This is a genomic window from Pseudomonas sp. S30_BP2TU TE3576 (assembly GCF_050436025.1).
Taxonomy (GTDB): Bacteria; Pseudomonadota; Gammaproteobacteria; order Pseudomonadales; family Pseudomonadaceae; genus Aquipseudomonas.
Window position 1 is genome coordinate 3,373,263 of sequence record NZ_JBNDLK010000001.1, and the last position, 15,737, is coordinate 3,388,999.

The 15,737-nt window shown below is 59.0% G+C and carries 12 protein-coding genes; 6 read left to right on the forward strand and 6 right to left on the reverse strand.

Annotation, left to right across the window (positions count from 1 at the left end):
* Positions 1–157: 157 nt before the first annotated feature.
* On the forward strand, positions 158–3,028 hold the full coding sequence (locus ABIA48_RS15265) for an EAL domain-containing protein (protein WP_429489685.1): 2,871 nt from the start codon (positions 158–160) through the stop codon (positions 3,026–3,028).
* Positions 3,029–3,090: 62 nt separating this feature from the next.
* Here ABIA48_RS15265 and ABIA48_RS15270 read toward each other — a convergent pair whose 3' ends face one another.
* Positions 3,091–3,405, reverse strand: a complete 315-nt coding sequence (locus ABIA48_RS15270; protein ID WP_429489687.1) for a hypothetical protein — start codon at positions 3,403–3,405, stop codon at positions 3,091–3,093.
* Positions 3,406–3,757: 352 nt separating this feature from the next.
* On the opposite strand from ABIA48_RS15270, the gene hexR reads away from it, so the two are divergent.
* Positions 3,758–4,624, forward strand: a complete 867-nt coding sequence (hexR, locus tag ABIA48_RS15275) for a transcriptional regulator HexR (protein ID WP_007927594.1) — start codon at positions 3,758–3,760, stop codon at positions 4,622–4,624.
* Between the two features lie 229 nt (positions 4,625–4,853).
* On the forward strand, positions 4,854–5,063 hold the full coding sequence (locus ABIA48_RS15280) for a PA3496 family putative envelope integrity protein (RefSeq protein ID WP_007989628.1): 210 nt from the start codon (positions 4,854–4,856) through the stop codon (positions 5,061–5,063).
* On the opposite strand, the gene ABIA48_RS15285 is transcribed toward ABIA48_RS15280, so the two are convergent.
* Positions 5,005–5,967: a LysR family transcriptional regulator gene (locus ABIA48_RS15285; protein ID WP_007989625.1), complete on the reverse strand. Its 963-nt coding sequence runs from the start codon at positions 5,965–5,967 to the stop codon at positions 5,005–5,007. The two genes, ABIA48_RS15280 and ABIA48_RS15285, sit on opposite strands and share 59 nt — an antisense overlap.
* Positions 5,968–6,158: 191 nt before the next feature.
* Between ABIA48_RS15285 and ABIA48_RS15290 the strand changes: the two genes are divergently transcribed.
* Together ABIA48_RS15290 and oadA are read left to right on the forward strand one after the other, a co-directional pair.
* Positions 6,159–7,574 (forward strand): acetyl-CoA carboxylase biotin carboxylase subunit, encoded by a 1,416-nt coding sequence (locus tag ABIA48_RS15290; protein WP_060540229.1) that lies wholly within the window; start codon positions 6,159–6,161, stop codon positions 7,572–7,574.
* 11 nt (positions 7,575–7,585) lie between these two features.
* Positions 7,586–9,394 (forward strand): sodium-extruding oxaloacetate decarboxylase subunit alpha, encoded by a 1,809-nt coding sequence (oadA, locus tag ABIA48_RS15295; RefSeq protein WP_429489688.1) that lies wholly within the window; start codon positions 7,586–7,588, stop codon positions 9,392–9,394.
* A 209-nt stretch (positions 9,395–9,603) separates the two neighbouring features.
* On the opposite strand, the gene ABIA48_RS15300 is transcribed toward oadA, so the two are convergent.
* The 4 genes from ABIA48_RS15300 to ABIA48_RS15315 all read right to left on the reverse strand — a co-directional run bounded on the left by ABIA48_RS15300 (position 9,604) and on the right by ABIA48_RS15315 (position 13,821).
* Entirely contained in the window at positions 9,604–11,841 is a 2,238-nt protein-coding gene (locus tag ABIA48_RS15300; protein ID WP_429489690.1) for an autotransporter outer membrane beta-barrel domain-containing protein, read from the reverse strand.
* 211 nt (positions 11,842–12,052) lie between these two features.
* On the reverse strand, positions 12,053–12,724 hold the full coding sequence (locus tag ABIA48_RS15305) for a GNAT family N-acetyltransferase (RefSeq protein WP_429489691.1): 672 nt from the start codon (positions 12,722–12,724) through the stop codon (positions 12,053–12,055).
* Between the two features lie 16 nt (positions 12,725–12,740).
* Positions 12,741–13,187 (reverse strand): N-acetyltransferase family protein, encoded by a 447-nt coding sequence (locus ABIA48_RS15310; RefSeq protein ID WP_429489693.1) that lies wholly within the window; start codon positions 13,185–13,187, stop codon positions 12,741–12,743.
* A 10-nt stretch (positions 13,188–13,197) separates the two neighbouring features.
* Positions 13,198–13,821: an FMN-binding negative transcriptional regulator gene (locus tag ABIA48_RS15315; RefSeq protein WP_007971713.1), complete on the reverse strand. Its 624-nt coding sequence runs from the start codon at positions 13,819–13,821 to the stop codon at positions 13,198–13,200.
* Positions 13,822–13,913: 92 nt separating this feature from the next.
* Between ABIA48_RS15315 and ABIA48_RS15320 the strand changes: the two genes are divergently transcribed.
* Positions 13,914–15,467 (forward strand): PLP-dependent aminotransferase family protein, encoded by a 1,554-nt coding sequence (locus ABIA48_RS15320; RefSeq protein ID WP_429489696.1) that lies wholly within the window; start codon positions 13,914–13,916, stop codon positions 15,465–15,467.
* Positions 15,468–15,737 lie beyond the last annotated feature (270 nt).

A 15,737-nucleotide genomic window follows, 5' to 3' on the forward strand; every position in this document is an offset into this window, starting at 1 on the left:
GTTGGCGGGGCGTGCCTTCGGCGTTTTCAGGGGGCGTCGGCGGCTGAAAAATTTGGCGACTTGTTGATCAGCAGGAGTTTGGTCCGGGCAATTGCTTGTGTATGCTCCGAGCAGTTTCGGGCCCATGCTCATCATTATAAGAACAAGAACATCGCCTATGACCCTCAGCTTCGACCTGTCGGGCCCCACTGTGGAGCCCCGGGTTATCCGCAAGCAATACGCTATGGAAATGGCGGTCGAACGCACGCGCCTGTTGTATCAGGGCTCGCTGCTGCCCACGTTGTTCATGCTGATCAATGGCCTGGTCTGCGCCGGTTTGCTCTGGAGCCCGCAGCGCTATTTCCTGGTCAGCGTGTGGCTGGTCTGGTTGCTGTCGCTGGTGGCATTGCGGGTCATCCAGGTCGCCGCCTTTGATTCGGCCATTCCCAATCGTCAAGCCAATCCAGTCTGGGGACGAATGTTTTTGCTCGGTTCGGGCCTGACCGGCCTGACCCTGGCGGGTGCCGGCATCGCGTTGGTCCCCGCCGACAACTTCATCCAGCAAGCCTGGGTGTTCGGCCTGATCGGCGCCGCGGCATTGTCGGCCAGCGTTGCTTATGCAGTGAGTCTGCCGGCCTTCCTGTCTTTTACCTTGCCCTGCCTGTTGCCGGCCATTGCCTATATGTTCTGGGGCGCAGATGAGCAGCAGCACGGCTGGGGCTGGTTCGGCCTGATATTGCTTGGTGCACTGAGTGTCGTTGCCTGGCAGGTCAATCGATTGATCGACCGCGGTCTGTTGCGGCGTTTTCAGAATCAGGCGCTGATCGAGCATTTGCAACACGCCCGCAATTGCAGTGACCAGCTCAATCAGAAACTGGCCGGGGAAGTCGACCAACGCCGTCGGGCCGAAGACGAGTTGCGGCAAATCCAGGCTGAACTGGAAAGCCGCGTCACCCAGCGCAGCCTGGAACTGGACGCGGCCAACCAGGCCCTGAGCAAAAGCGAAGCACGCCTGGCGCTCGCCTTGAAAGCCAGTGAGCTGGGTCTTTGGGACTGGAACCTGCAGACCGACGAAGTGCATCACACCCTGATTCAGGAGCTGTTCGGTCTGGAGCCGGAATATGTGACAGCGATGCTGCGCCATCTCAAGCCGCGCTTGCACCCCGAGGATCTTCCAGTCTTGCGTCGGGCGCTGGTCGAGCACTTGAAAGGCCGCAGCGAGGATTACCAGGTCGAGTACCGGGTGCGTCATGGCGATGGTCACTGGGTCTGGATCGAGGACCGTGGCCGGGCAGTCGAGCGCAGCAAAAACGGCCGGGTCATTCGCATGGTCGGGACGCGGCGCGACATCAGTGCCAGCAAGGTGCTGGAGGAACAACAGCAACTGGCAGCGACGGTGTTCGAGGCGGCCAGTGAAGGCATCGTGATCTTTGACCCCGCCTATGCACTGATTGCCGTCAACCAGGCTTTCAGCCGCGTAACGGGTTATGACATCGAGGACATTCTCGGGCGCAACGTGGTCGAGTTGCCGTGCAGTCGCGACGCCCGCCGGCACTTCACAGCGATCCATCAAGCGCTGGAGCAGCACGGCAGTTGGCAGGGCGAACTGGTGGAAACCCGCAAGAACGGGGAGATGTACCCGCAATGGCTTCAGCTGAATACCGTGCGTGATCCTCGGGGAAAGATCAGCCATATAGTAGGCTTCTTCGCAGATCTGTCGGCGAGACGCGAATCCGAAGAGCGCATGCGCTACCTGACCCACTATGACGAATTGACCGGCCTGGCCAATCGCTCGCTGTTTCGTGAGCGGTTGAGCGAGGCCCACCAACGGGTACGTCAGGGCGGTTATCGCAGTCTGGCATTGCTGCACATCAATCTGGACCGCTTCAAGCTGCTCAACGACAGTCTCGGCCATGAAGTCGCTGACCAACTGTTGCAGAAAATGGCCCGGCGGATGGTCAACGCATTGCCGGAGGCAGACACCATCGCACGCTTGTCCGGCGATGAATTTGCGGTGCTGTTCAATTCCTACGGCAACCTGTCGAGCCTGGCGCGGGTGGCGACACGGTTGGCAACCAAGTTGCGCCTGCCGGTGACGGTCGAAGGGCATGAACTGGTGGTCAGTGCGTCCATGGGCATCAGCCTGCTTCCGGACAACGCCCGGGAGATGTCTGCATTGGTCAGCCAGTCGAACATGGCCATGCAACATGCCAAGCACCTGGGCGGCAACAACTTCCAGTTCTACACCGACAGCCTGCAAGCCAGCACCCTGGAACGCCTGCAACTGGAAAACCATCTGCGCAAAGCCATCGAAGACAAACAACTCAAGGTGTATTACCAGCCGAAGCTGTGCCTGGCCACCGGCCGGTTGAACGCCGCCGAAGCGCTGGTGCGCTGGGATCATCCGACCATGGGCCGCGTGCCGCCGGGAGACTTTATCGGGCTGGCCGAGGAAACCGGGCTGATCGGTCCGATCGGCGAGTTCGTACTGCGCCAGGCTTGCTGGCAAGCCTGTGAATGGCAGCGCCAGGGGCTTGAGCCGATTCGGGTTTCGGTCAATTTGTCGGTGCATCAGCTGCGCCAGGGCAAATTGGTCAGCCTGGTGCGCCAGGTACTGGAAGAAACCGGGCTGGCGCCGCACTTCCTGGAGCTGGAGTTGACCGAAAGCCAGTTGCTGGACAGCGTCGAGCACATCATCGCGACCTTCCAGCAGTTGCGCGATCTAGGGGTGAAGCTGGCGATCGATGATTTCGGCACCGGCTATTCATCCCTGAGCTACCTCAAGCGCATTCCCGTGGATTACGTGAAGATTGATCAGGCGTTTATCCGCGGGCTGGGGGAGGGTACCGAGGATGCGGCGATCACCCGGGCGATCATTGCAATGGCCCATGGTTTGTCATTGAAGGTTGTGGCGGAAGGGGTGGAGCGACAGGAGCAGCTTGAGTTTCTCAAGCGTGAGCACTGCGATGAGGTGCAAGGTTATCTGATCAGTCGGCCGGTAGAAGCGCAAGACCTGGCGGGCCAACTGCGAGGGCAGGACGCGGATTGACTGAGGAGGCTTCCCGTCAGGCCCTTTGGCGGTCTGACGGGAAGTTTGCAGCAGGTAATTATTTAATCGGTGATCAGTACTTTATCAATGTGGTGCAGTAACTTTCCTTCGAAGAAAATACTGACGCCAGTGACCTTGGGATTTCCAGTGATTTTATATTCGACAAACTTGTCTGTTAGAATTTGGAGTGCAACTTCGTGGGTTGTTTCAAGTTCCAGGTCAAGTCGCAAATCAAAAGATTTGTCCTGAAGCTTACTCAGTACCAGCTTTGGCGTAATGCCAGCGTTTGCAACGGTTACCGTGCCAAAGGCACGGAAGGAAGCAGCACCGGGCATGCGGTCAGTTTGGGCGAGCCAATCTTTGGTTGTAATGATCATAGCGTGTAGCTCCTTTAATTAAGATAAGTGCGTCCTGCCTATTTAATATATCCATCTTTATTTAATTTGTGGGTGGCGATAGTTGACTTGTTTGTAAGTTGATGTGGGTTGTGTGTTGTTGATGAGATAACTAATGCTGAAGTTTGTAAGGGCAGGCTCATTTTTGTCGCAACGCCAAAAGGCGAGCATCGATGAGCAACTGGAAAGCTGGTGAGGAGCGCTACATGGAGCGCGCGTGCCTGAATGTCGAGGGATGTGGTTACGCATTGAGCAGGCAAAAAGCCGATTCATGTAGTATAACTACAAGCGTGCTGCATCCCCGGCACCTGCCAATAACAAAGAGTCCAGCCCTTTGAATCTGCTGCAACACATCGCCCAGTCTCGCCACCTGTTACGCAAGTCGGAGCTCAAGGTCGCCGACCATGTGCTGCTTGATCCTGCGGCCGTGATGCACAGCTCAATGGCCGACCTGGCCCACAGCGTGGGCATCAGCGAGCCGACCATCGTGCGTTTTTGCCGCGCCATCGGTTGCTCCGGTTTCCAGGACCTGAAGCTGAAGCTGGCCCAGAGCCTGGCGGCGGGCGCGAGTTTCGGCCAGTTCGCGATCCATGAGGATGATTCGGTCGCCGACTACAGTCTGAAAATCTTCGACACCACATTGCACACCCTGATGGAGGTTCGCGAGAAACTCGATCCGGTGGAGTTGCAGCGAGCGGTGACGCTGATGTCCCAGGCCCAGCGTGTCGAGTTCTATGGCTTCGGCGCCTCGGGTGCGGTCGCGGCGGATGCTCAGCACAAATTCTTCCGTTTGCTGCTCACCGCTGCGGCGTATTCCGACCCGCACATGCAGGCGATGTCGGCGGTGACCCTGAAGCCGACCGATGTGGCGATCTGCATTTCCCAGTCGGGGCGTTCCAAGGATTTGCTGATCACCGCCAACCTGGTGCGTGAAAGCGGTGCTTCGTTGATCACCCTGTGCCCGAGCCAGACGCCATTGGCCGAGCTGTCGACCGTCAACCTGGCGATCGATGTGCATGAGGACACCGAAATCTACACGCCGTTGACCTCGCGAATCGCCCACCTGGTCGTCATCGACGTATTGGCGATGGGTGTGGCCATGGCGCGCGGACCGAGCCTGGTGAATCACCTCAAGAGCGTCAAGCGCAGCCTGCGCAGTTTGCGGTTGTCGCCCAAGTCGGTGAAGGCGCTGGACGATTGATTCTGATCTGAAATGACTGAAGGTCGTTCCGACCTTATTCGCGAGCAAGCCCGCTCCCACATTCGGCCAGGTTCTGCCTGATGGATACGGTCAAATGTGGGAGCGAGCTTGCTCGCGATGGCGTCCTCGACTACGCCGCAACTTTCATCAGTCTGTAACGCCCGAGCCGCCAAACCGTCATCCCGCGCGCCTATCTTGAAACTCCCGTACTCGCCTTGGGAGACTCGAAATGGCCATGCCCTACGAAGAACGCAACAGCGCTGTCAAAACCCGTCGTCAGCAAGAAGATCAGCGCCGTATGGAATTCCGCCGCGCCATTGAAGATCGCTGCGAACGTCGTCAGCTTCTGGCCGAGATTGGCGATTTTCCAGAGCTGGAGCTCAACTTCTGGCAGTCATCTCCCTCGACTTCCCGTCGAAACGCTCAACCAGCGCGCTGATCTGAATCCGTTCGCTACGAACAAACGCCAGGAAGGCGTGAGCCACCGGTGACAGGCGTTTCGCCTTGGCCTGCACCAGACACCAGCTGCGGTAGAGCGGCAATTCTTCGACCGGCAATTCGATCAGTCCGCCGGTTGCCAGCTCAAGGTTCAGGGCGTGGCGCGTCAATAGCGCAACGCCCAGACCTGCCAGTACACATTCACGCTGGGCTTCGGCAGACGAGACTTCCTGAGTCTGGTTGAAGTGCACGCGCTTCTCTTTGAAGTATTCTTCGCACGCAAGCCGCGTCCCGGAGCCTGGCTCACGCAGAAGTAGTGTGTAGGGCTCGAGATCCTGCAAGCGCAGCGGCCCCATATGGCACAGCGGATGATCCGGTGGTGCCACGGCGACGATCGGGTTGTTCAGGAACGGCAGGAATTCCAGGCCCATGTCCTGGGGCACCATGGACATGATCACCAGGTCGTCGCGGTTATCCGACAGACGCCGAATGACCTGGCCGCGATTGACCACCGTCAGTTGCAGGTTCACTTCCGGGTGCTGGCGTTTGAACGCGGCAAACAAATGCGGCACGAAATATTTGGCGCTGGATTCCACTGCCAGTTTCAGTTGCCCCTGCAACGAACCCTGCATGTCCGACAGCTGCATGTCGAGGTTTTCCAGGCGTCCGAAAATATCCCGGCTGGCCCGCTGTAACGCTTCAGCGGCTTCGGTCATGTAGAGTTTTTTGCCGACGTAATCGAACAAAGGCTGGCCAATCAGCTCTTCAAGCTGACGAATCTGTAGGCTGACGGCAGGTTGTGTGAGCGACATTTCCTCGGCCGCTCGGCTGTAGGACCGCAAATCACAGACCTCGTTAAAGATCTGCAATTGCCGCAAAGTCATACGCATCAATGACTTACGCATTATCTTGTCGCTCTCGTCGCTGGCTGGTGATTCAACTATAAGTCTTTACTTATGCGCGACCCAATTATTATTCATTTTTGTTAATCCCTTGTGGGCGCTAGTGTGGACCTGCGACCAAATTGAAACATTTGGTCACGCGTCGACCTGGGTCTAGCAGGTCGTGGGTACCACCGGCTCAAGGGAAACTCCAAGTGATAACAAAGATCCTGATCGCCAACCGTGGTGAGATTGCCGTACGAATTGTACGTGCCTGCGCCGAAATGGGCATTCGCTCGGTCGCGATCTACTCCGACGCCGACCGTCATGCTTTGCACGTCAAGCGTGCGGACGAAGCCCACAGCATTGGGGCTGAGCCGCTGGCCGGTTATCTGAACCCGCGCAAGCTGGTGAACCTGGCTGTGGAAACCGGTTGCGATGCGCTGCACCCCGGTTACGGATTCCTTTCGGAAAACGCCGAACTGGCGGAGATCTGCGCCGAGCGCGGGATCAAGTTCATCGGCCCATCGGCTGAAGTCATTCGCCGCATGGGCGACAAGACCGAAGCCCGCCGCAGCATGATCAAGGCCGGCGTACCGGTGACCCCGGGCACCGAAGGCAACGTGTCGGGCATCGAAGAAGCCCTGACCGAAGGCGATCGCATCGGCTACCCGGTAATGCTCAAGGCCACGTCCGGTGGTGGCGGCCGCGGTATTCGTCGCTGCAACAGCCGCGAAGAACTCGAACAGGCCTTCCCACGCGTGATTTCCGAAGCCACCAAGGCATTTGGTTCGGCGGAAGTGTTCCTGGAAAAATGTATCGTCAATCCCAAGCACATCGAAGCGCAGATTCTTGGCGACAGCTTCGGCAACGTGGTGCACCTGTTCGAGCGTGACTGTTCGATCCAGCGTCGTAACCAGAAGTTGATCGAGATCGCCCCGAGCCCGCAACTGACCCCGGAACAGCGTGCCTATATCGGCGACCTGTCGGTGCGTGCAGCCAAGGCCGTGGGTTACGAGAACGCCGGCACCGTGGAGTTCCTGCTCGCCGAGGGCGAGGTGTACTTCATGGAGATGAACACCCGGGTGCAGGTGGAACACACCATCACCGAAGAAATCACCGGCATCGACATTGTCCGCGAGCAGATCCGCATCGCTTCCGGCCTGCCGCTTTCGGTGAAACAGGAAGACATCCACCACCGTGGTTTCGCCCTGCAATTCCGGATCAACGCCGAAGACCCGAAGAACAACTTCCTGCCGAGCTTCGGCAAGATCACCCGCTACTACGCCCCCGGTGGTCCTGGCGTGCGTACCGACACGGCGATCTATACCGGCTACACCATTCCACCGTTCTACGACTCCATGTGCCTGAAACTGGTGGTGTGGGCGCTGACCTGGGAAGAGGCGATGGACCGTGGCTTGCGCGCCCTGGACGACATGCGTCTGCAAGGGGTCAAGACTACCGCCGCGTATTACCAGGAAATCCTGCGCAACCCGGAATTCCGTAGCGGCCAGTTCAATACCAGCTTCGTTGAAAGCCACCCTGAACTGACCAACTACTCGATCAAGCGCAAACCCGAAGAGCTGGCCCTGGCCATCGCCGCCGCCATCGCCGCCCACGCAGGCCTGTGAGGAATAAAACAATGTCCAAGAAGATTCATGTAACCGACACCATCCTGCGCGACGCCCACCAATCGCTGCTCGCCACCCGCATGCGCACCGAAGACATGCTGCCGATCTGCGACAAGCTCGACAAAGTCGGCTACTGGTCGCTGGAATGCTGGGGCGGCGCGACATTCGACGCCTGCGTGCGCTTCCTGAAAGAAGACCCGTGGGAGCGTCTGCGCCAACTGCGCGCCGCGCTGCCTAACACCCGCCTGCAAATGCTGTTGCGCGGCCAGAACCTGCTGGGCTACCGCCACTACAGCGACGACGTGGTCAAAGCTTTCGTCGCCAAGGCAGCGGTCAACGGCATCGACGTGTTCCGTATCTTCGACGCCATGAACGACGTGCGTAACCTGCGCGTGGCCATCGAAGCGGTAAAAGCCGCCGGCAAACACGCCCAGGGCACCATCGCCTACACCACCAGCCCGGTGCACACCATCGAGGCCTTCGTGAACCAGGCCAAGCAAATGGAAGCCATGGGTTGCGACTCGGTGGCGATCAAGGACATGGCCGGTTTGCTGACCCCATACGCCACCGGCGAACTGGTCAAGGCCCTGAAAGCCGAGCAATCGCTGCCCGTGTTCATTCACTCGCATGACACCGCTGGCCTGGCCGCGATGTGCCAGATGAAGGCCATCGAAAACGGTGCCGACCACATCGATACCGCAATCTCCAGCTTCGCCTGGGGCACCAGCCACCCGGGCACCGAGTCGATGGTCGCAGCGCTTAAAGGCAGCGAGTTCGACACCGGCCTGAACCTGGAACTGCTGCAAGAGATTGGTCTGTATTTCTACGCCGTGCGCAAGAAGTACCACCAGTTCGAAAGCGAATTCACTGCCGTTGATACCCGCGTTCAAGTCAACCAGGTGCCGGGCGGGATGATTTCCAACCTGGCCAACCAGTTGAAAGAGCAGGGCGCACTCAACCGCATGAACGAAGTGCTGGCCGAAATCCCGCGGGTTCGTGAAGACCTCGGCTTCCCGCCGCTGGTGACCCCGACCTCGCAGATCGTTGGCACCCAGGCGTTCTTCAACGTGCTGGCCGGCGAGCGCTACAAGACCATCACCAACGAAGTGAAGCTGTACCTGCAGGGCGGTTACGGCAAGGCGCCGGGCACCGTGAACGAACAACTGCGTCGCCAGGCCATCGGCAGCGAAGAAGTGATCGACGTGCGTCCGGCCGACCTGCTCAAGCCGGAAATGGCCAAACTGCGTGCCGATATCGGTGCACTGGCCAAGTCTGAAGAAGACGTGCTGACCTTTGCCATGTTCCCGGACATCGGCCGCAAGTTCCTCGAAGAACGCGCGGCTGGCACCCTGACTCCTGAAGTGCTGTTGCCGATTCCGGAAGCCGGCAAGATGGCTTCGGCGGGCGGCGAAGGCGTGCCGACCGAGTTCGTGATCGACGTCCACGGCGAAACCTACCGCGTCGACATCACCGGTGTCGGCGTCAAGGCTGAAGGCAAGCGTCACTTCTACCTGTCCATCGATGGCATGCCGGAAGAAGTCGTGTTCGAACCGCTCAACGAGTTCGTCAGCGGTGGCAGCAGTAAGCGCAAGCAAGCCACTGCACCGGGCCATGTCAGCACCACCATGCCGGGCAACATCGTCGATGTGCTGGTTAAGGAGGGCGACACCGTCAAGGCAGGCCAGGCTGTGCTGATCACCGAAGCGATGAAGATGGAAACCGAAGTCCAGGCCGCCATCGCCGGTAAAGTCACCGCCATTCACGTGGCCAAGGGCGACCGGGTGAACCCGGGCGAGATACTGATCGAGATCGAAGGCTGAGTTAACAGCCGGGATAACAACGCTTTATACCTCGGGGGGGCATGTGCTCCCCTTTTTTTGCCCGCAAATCCGTTCATGAAAGCGTCGCCTATCCTGTGGGAGCGGGCTTGCTCGCGAAAGCGGTCGATCAGCCAGTTCATATGCTGAATGGTTAACCGCGTTCGCGAGCAAGCCCGCTCCCACAGGTATTGTGTTGAGTCAGTAGGTAATCAGAAAGCTATCCGCCACTGACCCGTTACACCATAGTTGCGCCCATCATTGCCTGCCTCCCCGGTGAGGCCGACACCTAAGGTATGGTTTGCCGAGAGTCCAAGGTCAAGTTCGGCATCGAGGCTCAGGCTGTCACGATCCAGCGGCGCACCAGTGACGGTGTAGTTTCGACCGCCCGTGATAAGTCGTTGGCGGGTTTCGGTAGAGGCCTCGCCGTAGAGATGTTTCCAGCTGGCGCTGAAACGAGGTGTCAGTTGCATGCCGTTATCCAGCGTGTTGAATTTTGTCAGGTGCAGGCCGAGTGTGCTGCTGAGGTTGTTCTGCAATTGGTCATGGACTTTAAGCGCTGCGGCACCCCCTTTTTCTGTGTAGCCATTGCGCTGATAACGTTGATAGCCAAGACCTGCGAATGGCTCGATATTGATGTTGGCGCGGCCGAGGTTGTACCCGACTTCAGCAAACGCCTGTTGGGTGCTGGCGTCGTACCTGCCTTTGGGGCGGTCCTTGAAACCATTGAAGGCCACCTGACGTTGGGTACTGCCGTCGTGATTGTTGTAGCTGGCGCCAAGACGCAAGGAAATGAAACCACTCTGGCGCAGGGCATAAGCCCCTAAATGCCAGCTATCGAGGTCGCCATCGAGGTCACGGCTGTCCAGGCGAGTGTGTGATTTTCCGCCCATCACACCGATTCGCCATGCTTCATCAAATGCCCAATCCGCTCCCAGAACCAGTCCTTGGGTCGCATATTTCAAGGCGTCGTAGTCACGGTCCAGTGTGCCGCCATAGCCCAATGCCTGGAGCCAGACTCGGCTGTCGATTTCGTTGCCCGCTGCCTGGCGTGGTGCCCTCTTCTGACTGCTCAAACCCGAGGTTCCGTCTAACTGGTGCATCGCCGAGAGCATCGTGGCGCTCACTGCGCTGTCACTGTTCAACGTAGCTTTGGCCAGGTTGGCGGTAGTGCCTGCGGCCAGTTGCTCGATAGCGTGAGACGCGGTGCTTTTGTCGGCACCGAGCAAGGCTGCGACAGCCGCGTTTGTGGGGCTGGCTGGTTTTGGCGCACTGGCTACGGGGCTTGGCTTCGCGGGGGATGCTGGAGGTGCCAATGCTGTTTTGGTGTGGGTGGTGGGTGTTAAAGGGGGCGTCGGAGTCTCAGTTGTCTTCGGTGTTGCGGGGGTGAGTTCAGGAGCGTCGGTGTTTACAGGCTCGTTCTGGACGATAGCGTCGGAGGTTTCATCCTGAGGTGGCGCCTGCGTGGAAGATAAATCTCTGGATTCCTCAATGCTCTCACCGAGTCTCTGCCCGTTTTCAGTGGTGGCGAGATTACCGATAGCTACTTCGTTACGTGCATAGGTGAGCTCGACGGTAGCTCCCTCGTATCTCACATTGGGCGTCATGAAAGCGAGGTTGTTTTCGACGTTGGTAAATTCTCCGTCAAGCGTGTTGGCTTCGATGACGGTGTACCGGCTCATTTGCGGATACTCACCGTCTATCGCGAGTACTTTCAGAGTGGCACCCCCAATGCTGGCAGTGCCGTCGACCTTGATCGTTTCACCACGACCGGCCGCGTTGATCTCATAAGCCAGTACTGCCTTGTCGGACAGCTTCAGGTCGCCCGCGACCGTCGGTGCGCCGTGCAAATGATTGACGATAAGCTGGCCGCGTACACTCAATGAGCCGACGTGGCCGTTGCCGCCGAACGTGCCCGATTCGTCCACCTCGACGTTGTCGCCAATCAACCCGTTATTGATCAACGAGCCTTGAACGACCGCACGCCCCTGAATGTGTCCGTTGTTGGTCAGCACTGCTTTTGGGCGTATTAACGCGGTTTCGCTGAAGTCCCCGGAACCTGTCAGGGTCCAGGGGCCCTGGTTGACGTCCAGCCGCTGGAATTGGCGGGTGTCACCCAGGTTGCCGCCTTTTGCCGCATTGAGTTGCAGGACGTTTTGACCGGCCCCGCCATCCAGGAGCCCGGTGAGACTTCCGCGAGAGCTCAGGGTGATCAAATCATTGCGATCGTCCAGTTTCAGGGTTGTGCCGTCGGTGGCTTTTTTGATCTGGAACAGTACGGTGTCGGAGGCTTTGGCGAAGGCGTCCAGATCGGCGATCAGCACGGCCGATGTCGAGCGCGTCGGGGCGGGTGGCTGCGGTTGTTGGGCTGTTGCAACGCCAGTGCAACCCAAGGCAAGTGCAATTGCCAGGGCGAGTTGTTGTGGACGGTGTTTGTTTGGAATGGGCATTGAGTTTGGCCTCCATGGCAGAAGACCAAACTCTAAATGCAGGGCTATCGGCACCGATGTCAGGCGGTTCCGGTGGTGGTGCGGGGGATGTCAGATTCTCATGCGGAAAATGTCTGGCTGCTCGAAGAAGGCAGTTTTTGCCCCTTCGAGCTAACGTTTTTTCTTACAAAAAAACGGGACATGGCCGGCTATCGCAATGCTTGGAAGCACATTACGCCCGACACTCCGCCAACCCTTTCACCTGCCCCGAAGCCGTCTGGTTCTCAGCGCTCAGCCACTTCTCAAACCCGGCGCCAATCGCCGGCCATTCCGAGTCAAGGATCGAGTACCACGCGGTATCGCGGTTCTGCCCCTTGACCACCATGTGCTGGCGGAACACGCCTTCAAAACTGAAGCCCAAACGCTCGGCCGCGTATTTGGAGCGGGCGTTGGCGTTGTTGCATTTCCATTCCAGGCGACGGTAACCCAGGGCAAAGGATTCCCTGGCCAGCAGGTAAACCGCCTCGGTGCTTTTCGGCGAGCGCTGCATCGGGGCACCGAAGGTGACGTGGCCGATCTCGATGCGGCCCTGGGCCGGGACGATAGACATCAGGCTGAGAATGCCTTGTACCTCGCCGCTGGCGCGGTCGATCACGCTGAAAAAATACGGGTCGCTGCTGACCGCGTGGTTGTTCAGCCAGTCGTTGAAGGTACTGCGTTCGGGGAAGGGGCCGTAAGGCAAGTAGTCCCACAGTTTTGGATCGGCACCCGGGCCTTGCAGCACATTGAACAGGTCGTCGCCATGGCGCGCCGGGTCGAGTTTTTCCAGGCGGATGTAACGGCCTTCGATCAGTTGAGTCGTGGGAGCCGGGACGCCTTTCCAGTCGGCGAGTGAAATCGACATGCTGTTCTCCTTGAACCTAAATGGCTTTGCGAAACTGGATGAAACCGGGGCGTTCGGCGATGCGCTCGTAGAGCTGGATCGCGGTTGCGTTGGTTTCGTGGGTGAGCCAGTGCACCTTGTTGCAGCCGTCTGCCTTGGCCGTGGTGTAGACGAACTCGATCAGCTGACGGCCGACGCCGGTGCCACGGGTTTCCGGAACCACCAGCAAGTCTTGCAGGTAGCAGGAATTTTCGATGGCCCAGTTCGAACGATGGTAGATGAAATGCACCATGCCCACCGCTTTGCCGTCAGCCCAGGCGAGGGCGGCGTGGGTTGGCTCGTGCGGATCGAGCATGCGCTGCCAGGTGTTGTGGGTGACGGCCTCCGGCAACTCGGTTTTATAGAAGCGCAGGTAGGCTTGCCACAGCGGCAGCCACGCGGCGTGATCACCGGAGGTGACTTGGCGAATGTCGATTTGACTCATGGTGATTTCCTTAGCGCATCAATTGGGCGAGGGTCTGGTCGTTGACGTCGGGGCTGGCGGCCAGGCCTTCGCGTACGCCGGCGATGTCGGCGGGGCTGCGGTTCTGGCTGAGCTTGCGCTTGCCTTCCAGACGGTCGATGGGAATGGCGAAACCGACGATGGCCTTGAGCATGCCGTCGATGTAATCGGCGGGGGCATCGGCCACTGACCACGGTTGGGCGCGGCCAGCTTCATGACGGTCGGTGAGGGTGCTGACGATGTCGAGCAGCCGCCCGCCATCGCTAAAGGTTTCGGCTCGGCCATAGGCGTGTACGGCGACGTAGTTCCAGGTTGGCACGACTTTGCCGTGTTCGGCCTTGCTCGGGTAGAAGCCGGGGCTGACGTAGGCGTCGGCACCGGCAAAAATCAGCAGGGCTTCGGCACCGTCGCGCAGGTCTTTCCACTGTGGATTGGCTTTGGCCAGATGCCCGTACAACGTGCCGTTCAAGCCTTGTTCGCAATGCAGCAGCACCGGCACATGACTGGCTTGCAGGCCGCTTTCGCCGTGGGTCACCAATATGGCGAGACGGGTGGCGAGGATCAGTTCATGTAGTTGGGACAACTCGTCGATGGCAAAAGCGCGCGGCGTATACATGGAGATATTTTCCTTGGCGAATGTCTGCATCCTAGGCAGGCTATTGGTCTGTTGTAAGAGCCATTAATGATCAATTTCATGGGTCCATTGTCATGACGGATGCGCCGCTTTCCTTGTCGTTCAACCCCGCTGGTATCGAACTTGATCGTCGCCAGGGGTTGAGTCGCCAGCTCTATCAGGCCTTGCGACTTCGCGTTCTCGACGGACGATTGGCCAGCGGTACGCGTCTGCCAGCCAGTCGTGACCTGGCTGCGGCGCTGGCGATTTCCCGTAACAGCGTGGTGCGTGCCTACGATCAGCTGTACGCCGAAGGCTTCATTGAGGGGCGAGTCGGGGATGGCACCTATGTCGCGCAACTGCCTCAAGCGGTGTTGCCGACAAAAAAACTATCCACAAAAGTATCCACAGGGTTTTCAACAGGCTTACCCACAGCCTTATCCACAAATTGGCTGGATTTGCCTGTGAATTCATCCAGCAAAGTTATCCACAACAACGCGTTGGCGCGGGTTGAAAACAACCATTTGGCCAGCCCGCCGAGTGGCCCGCCTCGAGCTTTTCGGGTGGGTGTTCCGGCGTTCGATCTGTTCCCGTTCGAGGTCTGGGCCAAGCTGAATGCGGCTTTCTGGCGCAAACCGGATTTGCAGCAACTGTGTTATGGCGACCCGGCCGGCGATGCGCGCTTGCGTGGAATGATCGCCGCGTATTTGCGCAGTTCCCGTGGCATGCAGTGCACGGCTGAACAAATTGTGATCACCAGTGGCGCACAGCAGGGGATCAGCCTTTGTGCACAGCTGCTGGTGGAGCCCGGTGACGGGGTGGCGATTGAAAATCCGGGGTATCGGGCGGCCGGTCATGCGTTCGCCGTGGCGGGGGCCCGGTTGCATGGGGTCGCGGTGGATAGTGAGGGTATCGACTGCAACGCACTGGCACAGCTCGGCGATTGTCGTCTGACGTACGTCACACCGTCCCATCAGTACCCCACCGGGGTGGTGATGAGCCTGGCTCGCCGCCTGGAGTTGCTGGCCTGGGCAGAACGCACTCAGGGCTGGATCGTCGAGGATGACTATGATGGCGAGTACCGCTACAGCGGTGCGCCGCTGGCACCTTTGGCAGCACTGGATCGACAAGGCCGGGTGCTCTACGTCGGCACGTTCGGCAAAGTGGCGTTTCCGGCGTTGCGCCTGGGTTACCTGGTGTTGCCGGCAGGGCTGGTGCAGGCGTTTGCCCAGCGTCGTGCAGTGGACGTACGCCATTCTGAAGTCAGTACCCAGGCGGTGATGGCCGAATTCATGGCGGCCGGGCACTTCCAGCGGCATATCCGCCGCATGCGCCGTGCGGCGCTGAGCCGGCGTAATACGCTGCTCAGCGGCTGGCCGGCGGATGTGCCTGGCGTCGGTCAGTTGCCCACCGTCGCCGCGGGGCTGCACATGACCGTACCCGTCGATAGCGTGGCGCGTGAACGTGAATTGATCGAGTTGGCGCAAAGCGTCGATGTCGAGATCAACGGTTTGAGCAGCTATTGGTTGCCCGACTCCGCAATGCCGATGGATCAGCGTGCGGGACTGGTGCTGGGCTTTGCTGCCGTGCCCGAAAAAGCGATCGAGTCAGCGCTGGAGCGATTGCGCAGTGTGTGGAAGGTTCGCTGACGCGGGCGGCTTTTCAGTCCGCCCACCAGGCTGTTTCAGGGTTGAGCTTCGAGTTGGAAGAACAGCGTCGAGTCGCTGATGCGCCTCAACACGTAGTCGATCGGTGCCAGGGTGGTGAGTGTCTGGCGGTAAATAAATATCGCGGGTAAAAAAGGTTCTTCACGGAATCCAGGGAAGAACCATTTCTATGTGAGATAAGGGAATTCCTGGATCATTGCGAAATTGCGCTCCACTTGACCACCCGTTTGCATTCTACCTGACCAGTCACTT

Bases quoted from the DNA above. Each gene is read 5' to 3' on its own strand.
- ABIA48_RS15320 (WP_429489696.1), top strand. From the start codon at position 13,914: ATGACGGATGCGCCGCTTTCCTTGTCGTTCAACCCCGCTGGTATCGAA.
- ABIA48_RS15285 (WP_007989625.1), bottom strand. From the start codon at position 5,967: ATGCGTAAGTCATTGATGCGTATGACTTTGCGGCAATTGCAGATCTTT.
- ABIA48_RS15300 (WP_429489690.1), bottom strand. From the start codon at position 11,841: ATGCCCATTCCAAACAAACACCGTCCACAACAACTCGCCCTGGCAATT.
- ABIA48_RS15265 (WP_429489685.1), top strand. From the start codon at position 158: ATGACCCTCAGCTTCGACCTGTCGGGCCCCACTGTGGAGCCCCGGGTT.
- ABIA48_RS15280 (WP_007989628.1), top strand. From the start codon at position 4,854: ATGGCCATGCCCTACGAAGAACGCAACAGCGCTGTCAAAACCCGTCGT.
- ABIA48_RS15270 (WP_429489687.1), bottom strand. From the start codon at position 3,405: ATGATCATTACAACCAAAGATTGGCTCGCCCAAACTGACCGCATGCCC.
- ABIA48_RS15310 (WP_429489693.1), bottom strand. From the start codon at position 13,187: ATGAGTCAAATCGACATTCGCCAAGTCACCTCCGGTGATCACGCCGCG.
- ABIA48_RS15315 (WP_007971713.1), bottom strand. From the start codon at position 13,821: ATGTATACGCCGCGCGCTTTTGCCATCGACGAGTTGTCCCAACTACAT.
- ABIA48_RS15305 (WP_429489691.1), bottom strand. From the start codon at position 12,724: ATGTCGATTTCACTCGCCGACTGGAAAGGCGTCCCGGCTCCCACGACT.
- oadA (WP_429489688.1), top strand. From the start codon at position 7,586: ATGTCCAAGAAGATTCATGTAACCGACACCATCCTGCGCGACGCCCAC.